The sequence below is a fragment of the Salinispora cortesiana genome (assembly GCF_000484695.1).
Taxonomy (GTDB): Bacteria; Actinomycetota; Actinomycetes; order Mycobacteriales; family Micromonosporaceae; genus Micromonospora; species Micromonospora cortesiana.
Window position 1 is genome coordinate 78,807 of sequence record NZ_AXVR01000018.1, and the last position, 9,960, is coordinate 88,766.

General features: G+C 68.4%; 3 protein-coding genes and 3 pseudogenes. All 6 read left to right on the plus strand.

Annotation, left to right across the window (positions count from 1 at the left end; all coding sequences use genetic code 11):
- Nucleotides 1-152 precede the first annotated feature (152 nt).
- Nucleotides 153-6,293: a hypothetical protein gene (locus K228_RS0110920; RefSeq protein WP_025618471.1), complete on the plus strand. Its 6,141-nt coding sequence runs from the start codon at nt 153-155 to the stop codon at nt 6,291-6,293.
- 527 nt (nt 6,294-6,820) lie between these two features.
- On the plus strand, nt 6,821-7,501 hold the full coding sequence (locus K228_RS0110930) for a YdcF family protein (protein ID WP_025618472.1): 681 nt from the start codon (nt 6,821-6,823) through the stop codon (nt 7,499-7,501).
- A gap of 51 nt (nt 7,502-7,552) precedes the next feature.
- A pseudogene (locus K228_RS30140) lies at nt 7,553-7,857 on the plus strand (hypothetical protein); the annotation flags it as partial.
- A 142-nt stretch (nt 7,858-7,999) separates the two neighbouring features.
- Nucleotides 8,000-9,359: pseudogene (locus K228_RS30145) on the plus strand (NsdA family TPR-like regulatory protein).
- Nucleotides 9,360-9,366: 7 nt separating this feature from the next.
- Nucleotides 9,367-9,621: pseudogene (locus tag K228_RS0110940) on the plus strand (phosphotransferase); the annotation flags it as partial.
- Nucleotides 9,622-9,761: 140 nt separating this feature from the next.
- On the plus strand, nt 9,762-9,960 hold a 199-nt coding region (locus tag K228_RS30150), incomplete at its 3' end, for a transposase family protein (RefSeq protein WP_223160745.1).

The following is a 9,960-nucleotide window of genomic DNA, read 5'->3' on the forward strand; positions in this document are numbered from 1 at the left end:
TCGATGTCATACCCGCTTGTTCTACTGCGTCTCGCCCGTCCACCGGCCGCCAGCACCGTTTCCAGCACACAGCCTTCCGCGGATAGGAGTCACACCCCCAGATGAGTGGTCGCCTGCGGCACCGTCACCGTCACCGTCACCGTCACACTTCGGTGCTGATCTGCACCTCGGAAGGGTTCGCCGAGCTGGCCGCCGAGGCCACCGACGACGAAGAGCGGCAGGGATACACCGCGAAGGCCGAACTCGCCGCCCAGCTCGAGCGTCTCAACGACGCGCTGGAGGCGGCATTCAAGGTCTTGACCCCGGAGGAGTTCGCCGACCTCGTCTGGCGCATCCCCAACCCGGAGCGCACTGACTTCCTGAGCCACCTGCGTGTGCCATCGGCGAGGAAACCCGTCCCGATCGCGGCCGCCAACGGGTTGGCCAAGCTACGTACCTGGACCACCGCAGACCGCAGACGGGCGGCACGCACCATCACCCGGCCGGTCCTGCGGCGGCTGATGGAACCACTCGACGCGTGGCTGACCGACCGCGATGACGACGCGTTGCGCAAGGCGCTGGTCGACGACGCCAGCCAGGCCAACGCCGTCCGGCTGATGGTTCTCGTGTTCTGGTACGACCTGCCACAGGTCGTCGCCGCACTGCGGCTTGCGCTCACCAGCGGACTGGCCCTGCCGACCTGGCCTGCGGAGGTGGTCAACGACATCGCCGCCGCCTGCGCCCGCCTGGAAGTACTGGGAGCCGACGCGATCAGCGACCCCGGTTCGGACCCAGAAACAGAAGACGGGGCAGACATGCCAGACAGCAGCGAAACCACCGTAGGGTTAGCCGCCAGCCACCACGGTCCCACTGAAACCGGCGCTCACCGGCCAGACGTCACCACCGCGGTGACGGACGCCGACGTCGAAGGGGGCCCGGCGGCGGACACGACCATCGCAGAACTCGCCGTCCGGTTACGTACTACCGTCGACACCGCCCACGATGCCACCCAGCAGATATCCGACGCTCTCGCCGCGTCAAAGCTGCCCGATCAGCACCTGCTCGACCGAATCGCCGAGCTGGGCACGGTCGTCACGCATGCCCGGGCCGTCCTCGCCGGCCTCGGCGTGGACCCCGACTTCGGTGACGACTGCGCCGAACTCGCCGCCGCGCTCGACCGTGCCTCAGCCGCACAGGACAAAGACTGCTCAGCACGCGAACAGTTGACCCGGCTGACGCACCTGTCCGGACCCGACACGAGCGCCGACATGCTGGCCGGCGTCCGACAGCTCGCCCAGCAACTCCTCGACACCGACTGCTGGGACGACGACCAGCGCAACCACGTCACCGCGCTCATCACTTTGCTGCAGATCATCGACGCCGCCGAAGCCGACGACATCGCGCAGGCGACACACCTGTACTCCACCGCGCAGCAGCACCTGCCCACGGAGCTCGGCCCGGTGCTGGTCGTCGCACTCATGGGAAAACTGACCGCCAGGACCGACGACACCACCGGCGCACACAACGCCGCCGCCCACCAAGCCGATCCCGCCGAGAGCGTGGACGCGCCGGTGCCAGAGGCCCGGACTACCTTCGCCGTAGCGGTAGCGACCGCCCCGCCTGCCGTCTCCGACGGCATCGCTGTCAACGAATCGCCGGCCGCCCCGGACGGCACCGCCGGCAGCGTCGCGCCGGTCACGGCCAACGGCTGCGGTCATGACGACCCCGTGAGCACACGAGACAACGGCACTGGTGCGGCCACAAGGGCGGAGGCGATCGAGCCCCGCGCCGCCGCCGACGCGGCGGCGCAGGACGGGCCCGGTGACCAGCCCAGCGACGGAGCCGACCTGATCAGTCTGCAGCCAAAGGCGCCGTCTGAGCAGCATCGGCCAGCTGGCGCACTGCGGAAACCCGACGACGCCGCGGACGACAGCCTCATGGCGTCGCTGCTACGCAGACGGCGCTACTGTCTGGCGTTCCACGCCGCGACCGCCCGGGGGAACGTCACCCGCGCCCAGGCGCTGCGCATGCTCACGCTGTCCGAAGCGGTCCGCAGCGAAAGCGGCGCCACTTCGGCCATGCTGCGCGCCGACCTTGACACGCTCCACGTACACCACTTCGACGGCGACCGCGCCTCCCAGCTGGCGCTGCTCGCCGCCGCCGTGCGCGGGGCGCTGGTGACCGCCGACCCGAACGCCGGCACGATCCTGGAGGGCCTGGTCGGCTCTCTGCACGAACTGCCGCACCTGACCCGGGTCGCCGGCGCGATCGGCACCGCCTCCGCCCGCGGCCTGCTGTCCAGCAGCGCGATCCTCGCCGCGCTCGCCCCGATCGCAGGAGCCGACCAGAGCATCGCCACCGCCGTCGAGGCCGCCGCACAGGCACGCGACCGGCTGCGGACCGTGCGGTTCGCCCGCGCGCAGCAGATCGCCGACCGCTGGTGGTCTGCCGACGGGCTCATCGGCCAAGTGCTCGACATCGCCGCCCACGACCGTCGCGTCGACATCGACGTCGCCGTCGAACGGCTGCGCAAGTTCGCCCGCCGGGAGGCAATCGTCGAGGAACTGATGCGTGAAGACGCCCAGATCCGGGCGAAGAACTCCCGGCCGCTGGAAGGTGCGGCCCGTCGGCGCCTCACCGACCACGCGCGTGAATGCCTCGACGCCGTCGGCGCCTGGGTCGACGCGGTCCGGGCGAACCCGGACGCGGCCCGAGACAGCCTTCAGGTACCCCCGCAACTGGCGGAGCTGCGCAACGAGGTCCGCGCCGGATGGGTCGACGCCGACATCGAACTGCGCGACACGGCGGGCAGCGACGATGTTCTCCTCGCCGCCGCGGCGGCTGCCTGCCGGGAAAGCGTTGCCCGCAGTGTCGAGCTGCTCGACGGAACCAGTCTCAGCGGGACCGAACCGGACCCGAACATCGTCCTCAACCGGGAGCTGCTGCGCAGCCCGGCCCTGCCGGTCGACGCGAAACTGAACCCCGCCAGGCCGGTGACGATCACCGACATCGAGTCAGCGGTGGCGATGTCGTGGGCGGCCGCGTTCGACGCCCGGCTTGCCATCGAGGACTACGGCGCGGCGCGGATCATCATCGACGCGGTCGCAGACGCAGACCGACTGCGGGTCGAGGAGATGGTGGACCGCCTCGAGGGCAGCATCGCCCGGTCGCAGAACGAGGTGCGGGCGTTGCGGGCGGATGTCGCCACGCAGGTGGAGAAAGCCGCCCGGCTGGGACAGCTCAGCCACGCTGACAACTCCCGGGTCATCGCCGAACTGGAGGCAGCCAACCCCAAGCGCACCGACCTGGGAGCGGTCCGACGCCAGCTCGAAGACATCGCAGGCCGTCTGCCCGAGTACGCCAGCAAGGCTCAGGAGGCGATGCGAAGCCGTGTCACGATCGAGCTCAATGAGGCCGCCAGCCGGGCGGCCAACAACACCGGTCCGAAGGTCTCCGACAACGCCGCGGAGCTCATCAACGCCCGCATCGACACCGGAGACCTCGCCACCGCCGAGGAGTACCTGCTCAACATCCTCGCTGGAGAGGATCCACCCAGCACCATCCGCTCGACCGACCTGGAGAAGTTCCTCGCTGTCCTCGGCGCCGCCACCGACGGTGTCCCCCCGGCGCTGATCCGGGCTGCCCGGGACGGGGACACCCACAACGGCCTCGACTTCAGCCGGCTCAACGATTTTGAACGGACCAACGCCGTCGAGGGCCTCGAGCAGTGGCACCGGATGACCACGGAACGGCAGTCGTTGCGCCACCAGCGGACGAAGTCGGTGCTCGGGTATGCGCTGCGGCTGGCCGGTATCGAGTTCACCAACGAAAGGACGCCGTACAAGCTCGGTAACGCCCCGACCCGGAAATGGGTCGAGCTCACCGGCGTCAAGCTGACCGGTGGGGCACGGGTTCCGGCGTTCGGGTCTCGCGCCGGTGACCTGCTGAAGGTGATGCTGTGCTGGGGCGTGCAGGACGCCGCCACGCTGCTGACCTGGGTGGAGCAGGATCAGAGCAGCGACCCGATCCTCGTCTTGCTGTTCGGCAGCATGTCCGCCGACCACCGCAAGGTCCTGGCCAAGGAGTGCGCGGCCCGCGCCGACCGGCCGGTCATGGTTGTCGACGACGCCGCGATCGCGTTCCTCGCCGCCCGCGGAGGCGGGCTGTTCGCCACGACCGAACGGATCCTGCTGCCGTACGCGGCGACCAACCCGTACCACCCGAGCGGACACGACGCGCTGCCCAGGGAGATGTTCTTCGGCCGCGTTGACGAACGCAAGAGCATCCTCGACCCGTACGGCGCGAACCTGCTCTACGGCGGCCGGCAGCTGGGCAAGTCGGCGCTGCTGCAGGCCGCGGCCCGCCAGTTCGAGCTCTACCAGGACCGGGTCGCGGTGTATCTGCCGCTGTCAGGCGGGTTCGGCGCCACGGTCAAGATCGACGACCTGTGGAACATGATCGCCGAACGGCTCGCCCAGCGGGGTATCACCTCGCCGCGCAAACGGGCCCGCGACGCCGCCCAGTACGTCGAGACGACGATTACCGCGTGGCTGGGCAGCAACAACCAGCGCAGGCTGCTGCTGCTTCTCGACGAATGCGACGGGTTCTTCGACGCGGACGCCCGGACAGGGTTCGAGCACACCACCCGCCTGCGTAACCTGATGATGACCACGAACCGCAACTTCAAGCCAGTGTTCGCCGGCCTGCACCAGGTCCAGCGGTTCGCGCACCTACCCAACCAGCCGCTCGCCAGCGCGCACTTCGGCGACCCGATCGCCATCGGCCCGCTGACACCCGCCGCGGCGCACGATCTGATGTTCACCCCGATGGACACCCTCGGGATCTCCTTCGACTCCGACGAGCTCATCCACCGGGTCCTCGCCTACTGCAACTACCAGCCGAAGCTGCTGCAGATGGTCGGCGAGGAGCTCGTGCGGGAAGCGTTGAGCCGACGGGGCCTGGAAGGGCCGCGGTACCGCATCCGCGACGAGGACCTGGAACGCGTGATCGGCTCCAACGCCGTCCGGCAGAAGATCCGTGAGACGGTGCACCTGACCCTCAACCTCGACTCGCGGTACAAGCTGATCGCGCTCGTCGTCGCCCTCTCCGCGCTGGAGAGAGGCGCCGACCACGCCATCCCCACGAACATGCTGCGGGACGAGTGCCTGGCGTGGTGGCCGGAAGGGTTCGCCGACCAGGGAGCCGACGAGTTCCGGTCGCTGCTGTCGGAGATGAGCGGCCTCGGGGTCCTGTCGGAAACTGGCGGCCGGTGGCGGCTGCGGTCCAGCAATGTGCTGCGTCTTCTCGGCACCGCGGAGACCATCGAGGAAGAGCTGTGCGCGCTGGAATGGCGTAACGTTGTCACAATCCTGTCGGCCGAGCAGGCCCGCCGCACGCTGACCGACGGCCGCATCTCGCCGGTGACCGAGAAGCAGCTGGCCACCCTGACCGAACGGAGCAACCACCTGTGGGTGGTCGTCGGCACCCAGGCGACTGGGATCGACCGGGTAGCGGCACGGCTGACCGAGGAAGCGGACATGATCGGGGCGCGATTCACCCTGCATGTGACCAGGGGACCCTCGGGCTACCGGCGGGAACTGCGCGGCGGGGCGCCCGGTGACCGGCACCGGGTCGTGCTCAGCGACCTGTCGACAACCAGGCTCGACAACGCGCTCAACGAACTGCTCCAGGTCGACACCCTGCTGCCGGCCGCCGGGGTGACCCGCTCCCTGGTCGCGGTCGTCGACGCCAGCGTTAGCGAACTGTTCACCAAGGACGACGCTCCGTCGCTGGGGGAGGTCACCGACCGGGTGATCGTGCTGCGCCGGCTGTCGCCGGGCGGGCTGCGGTCGTGGGTCGTCGACAACGAGATCTCGTGTTTCGGTGACGCGGCCAGCCAGAAGATGCTGCTGGAGGCCACCGGCGGATGGACGGTGCTACTCGACGACGCCGCACGGCTCGCGGCCACCGAACGCACCGCCCGACGCGTGTGCGATGCGATCACCGCAGCAAGGCTCAACAGCGCCGAAGTCGCCAGTGTGTTCGTTGACCAGGTCGGACTGGCGAACAACCCGACGCTGGCGGCCGCTTTCGACTCGCTGCTCGACTACAACGCTCCGATGAGCAGCGAAGACCTGGCCACCTGGCTTGAGGTAACCGAATGTGGCGGCGCCCGATCGGTGGAGGCGTTGCGGTACTTCGACGTGCTCGTCGAGCGACCCGACGACGGGCTGTGGGAACCGGAGCCGGTGTTCGCGGCGGCGTGGAGGAAAGCGCGACAGCAGGGACAGGCTGGTCCGGCGGCGGGTTCGTGACTGCCGCCGGAACAGCTTGGTGAACCATTGGCCCGAAGCATTGGGTTTCGTCGTGGGGCGGCGGTTATCGCCAGTCGGCGTAGCGCCGGGCGACGTACATCCGGGTGCTCGGCGGGTGCTCGGTCGCCGTGGACAGGGTCGGTGTCATATGGACTGTGTGGTACGTGCGTCCGGTGGTATCAGCCGAGACCTGCCGATTAGTGGACTGGTGGGAAGCGTGGGCCCGCGGGGCATCGAGTGACGCTGGCTCTTAATCCGCGGGTTCGGGGTTCGAGTCCCTGGCGGCGCACCAACGAGCAAGGCCCTGACCTGGTACTTTTGTGCTGGTCGGGGCCTTTTCGCGTACGGCGGGGCGGCTGGTCGCTCGGTGGGTGCTCGGGAGCCGTTGGACCTCGCGATCGTCCTGGCCGTCGCCCACCTCCTGGTTCTGAGGTGGCCGGCGGCGTGGTGCCGGAGTCAGCGGTGTCGTGTTGCTGCTACCCCTACGCTGGCGGCATGAGGGGATCCAGCGCGGACCGGACTGGTAGGTGCTGATGAACCGGCGTGCGGCAGCATTTGCCGAGGCGATTCCCGACGCTGTTCGGGCGGACGTGGTCACGCTGTGGCGCTACCACGACCTGCGTCACGAGTTGCGTTCGTGCGATGTGGGGATCGGGCTGGGCAGTCATGACCTTGGGGTGGCGGTCGTCGCGACACGTCTGTTCCACGAGGGCCTGTTCCCAAGGATCCTGTTTACCGGCGCGAATGCTCCGACGACGGTTGAGCGGTTCCCGCGCGGGGAGGCGGTGCACTACCGCGAGTACGCCGTCGAGCAGGGCGTACCGGCGGGAGCGATTCTGGTGGAGCCGCGTGCCACGAACACCGCCGAGAATCTAAAGTTCTCCCGTGCGCTGCTGACCGAACGCCGGATCCCGGTGGAGTCGGTGCTGATCATGTCGCGGCCCTACCAGCAGCGTCGGGCCTACGCCACCTGCCGGCTGGTGTGGCCGGAGGTCGAGGTGGTGTGCGCGTCGAACCCACTCGAACTGGATGACTACGTGCGCAGTATCGGCGACGCGCGGCGGGTGGTGGACATGCTGGTCGGCGACACGCAGCGGATCGAGGTGTACGCGCAGCGCGGGTTCGCGATCCCGCAGGAGATGCCGGACGAGGTACGGGCGGCGTTCGAGCGTCTGGTGGCGGCCGGCTACACGAGCCGGCTGATCTGAGCCGGGCTACCAGCGCGGCCTTCCCGGCCGGAAGCCTATCCGGTCGCTGAGAGCGTCGTTCCTACTGTGCGACGCGACGTCCCCGTGGCTGGGCGGGCTGTTGACCTGGTGGTGGGGCGTGGAGATGCCGAGCAGGCCGTCGTCGTAGTCCCCGGCGGGCGACTGCGCCCGCCGGGGACTACGTCGGGTACTCGCTCGGATCGATCTCATCGGTGGTGCCATGCCGGTCCGTCGGGGTGCCGGCATGGCGTTGCCTGCTCGAGCCGGAGCAGGTGGCGACAGAGTTAGTCGACACTCTGGCGCGGTCCAGGCAGGAACAGGACGATGGTTTCATGTGCGTCGGTAGCCCTTCCTGAAGCACCGTGAGGGCCCACGGTGGGGGTTTCGCATGTTGTCGCCAGTCTCGATCCTGTGGTCCATCCAGCGACTCGATCCGTCTCGACTTGATCTGATGGTGTGAATGCGTTGTGGTGACGATAGGTCCTTGTTCGATCGGAGGTGATTGTGGGCTCGCAGGTGAATCCCGAGTGGTGGAGTTCGGGAGTCTGGAACGGCCGCCCGATCGGTGAATTTCTGCAGCGGCGGGACGTCACTGTGGTCTTCCGATTCCTGCACGCTCGGGGCGTGTCTTACGGCAGGATCGCGGCTCTCGTGGGGATATCGTCGAACCGTGCGGCGGAGATCGCCAAGGGCGTCCGTCAGGTAACGGCCTACGAGGTGCTGGAGCGAATCGCGGTCGGCCTGAGCATCCCGCGTCCTGCGATGGGGCTCGGCCGGGACGCGGGCACTCGCGTAGGTGGGGACTCCGATGCCGTGGCCGCGGATAGCGGAGCAGATAGTCCGTTGGCAAGTGGGGATGCCAGCGTGGAGGTTAGCGGCCTGGCGAGACTCCGGCTCGGCCTGGACGAGGCCTTGGCGTTGACAAGTGTCGCTCCTCGGCGACTTGAGTTGATTGAGGAGTCCGCAAGCGAGCACATGACGCTCTACCCGTCGGCCTTGCCTCAGGTCATGCTGTCGTTGCTGGCTGCCGACTGCCGGGAGGTTCAGATGCTGTCGCTTCGGCGGCAGCCGGCGGCGGTCCAGGCCCGGATTTCCGGGGTGGCGGCGTTGCTGGCCACGATGTGCGCTGATGCGTTGATGCGGCTCGGGGATGCGGCCGAGGCTCGGCGCTGGTATGGCACGGCGATCCACGCGGCGGACGACAGCGGGGAGGCTCACTTCAGGGTGCTGGTGCGGGCGCAAGCGGCGATGCTCCCGTACTACTTTGGGGACCCGACCCAGACTGTCGCTTCGGCTGATGCGGCTTTGGGGTCACATCGCTCGCATCGTCACCCGCTGCCTTGGCAGCCGCAGGACGGGCGCGTGCACTGGCCCGAATCGGTGCTACGGAGCAGGCAGAGTCGGCAATTGACCAGGCGCGTCGGCTGTTCGATCAGGCTGGCGACGAGGACAGCGACGTGGCCTTCCGGTTCCGGTGAAGCGGCTGTTGTTCTACCTCTCCGGCGCCTACACTTGGCTGGGTGACACGGGTGAGGCGTATCGGATCCAGGAAGAAGCGTTGCGGCTCTACGGCACGGCTCCGGCCGTACCTATTGATGCAGCGCTCATCGCCCTGGATCGGTCGATGTGCCTTGCCCAGGACCGACGAGCGACCGAAGCGGCGGTGACCGCGCGTGATGCTGTCGCGAACCTGCCCGAGGCGCAGCGGACGGAGATCATCCTGACCAGGGCCACCGACGTGGCAAGGGTGATCCCGGAAGAGAGCCGGCTTGGTGAGGTCGCCGTCTTGACGGACTATGTGCGGGCGTGCCGCGAGAGCGCCCGTAGGCTTGGGACCACCGCAGCACTCGGTCCCTAGGAGCCCCATGTTTGTCGAGGCGCGTACCCGGCCGGTGCTCGCCGAGGTATGTCGTCGCCTTGGCTACCACGATTTGAACGTGACCCTGCTGCGGCACCACACCAACGCCGTCTATGCAGTCGGTGACGTGGTGATCAAGATCTCCCCCGGAGACCATGGCCTCGATCGGGTGCGCGGGATGGTGGCGGTGGTCCACTGGCTGGTGGAACGGGGGTTCCCCACCGTGGGCCTTCACCCAGGACTGGTCCAGCCGTTGCGGGTCAGGGCCCCGGAGTAGTCCGCGAATGTCCTGTTTGGTCTGATCTTGTTCTGGGGGCTGTGCCCGGGTAAGGAGCGAGCACAACACCTGTGGATCATGAAGTTGTCTACGCTTCAAGACTCACCAAAGGTGTCGTGCTCGCTGTGTCATCATCGCTCATTGCCGGGGCGGGTCACGTCGCGGCTGCCTGCCTCGGTGCCGATTCGCCGTCTGCGGGCTTGCTGGACCGGTTGGCGCAGGTCGCTGACCCTCGTGATCCTCGTGGTGTGCGGTACCGGTTGGCGACGTTGCTGGCGATCGGGGTGTGCGCGATGAGCGCGGCCGGCCACAACTCGCTGACCG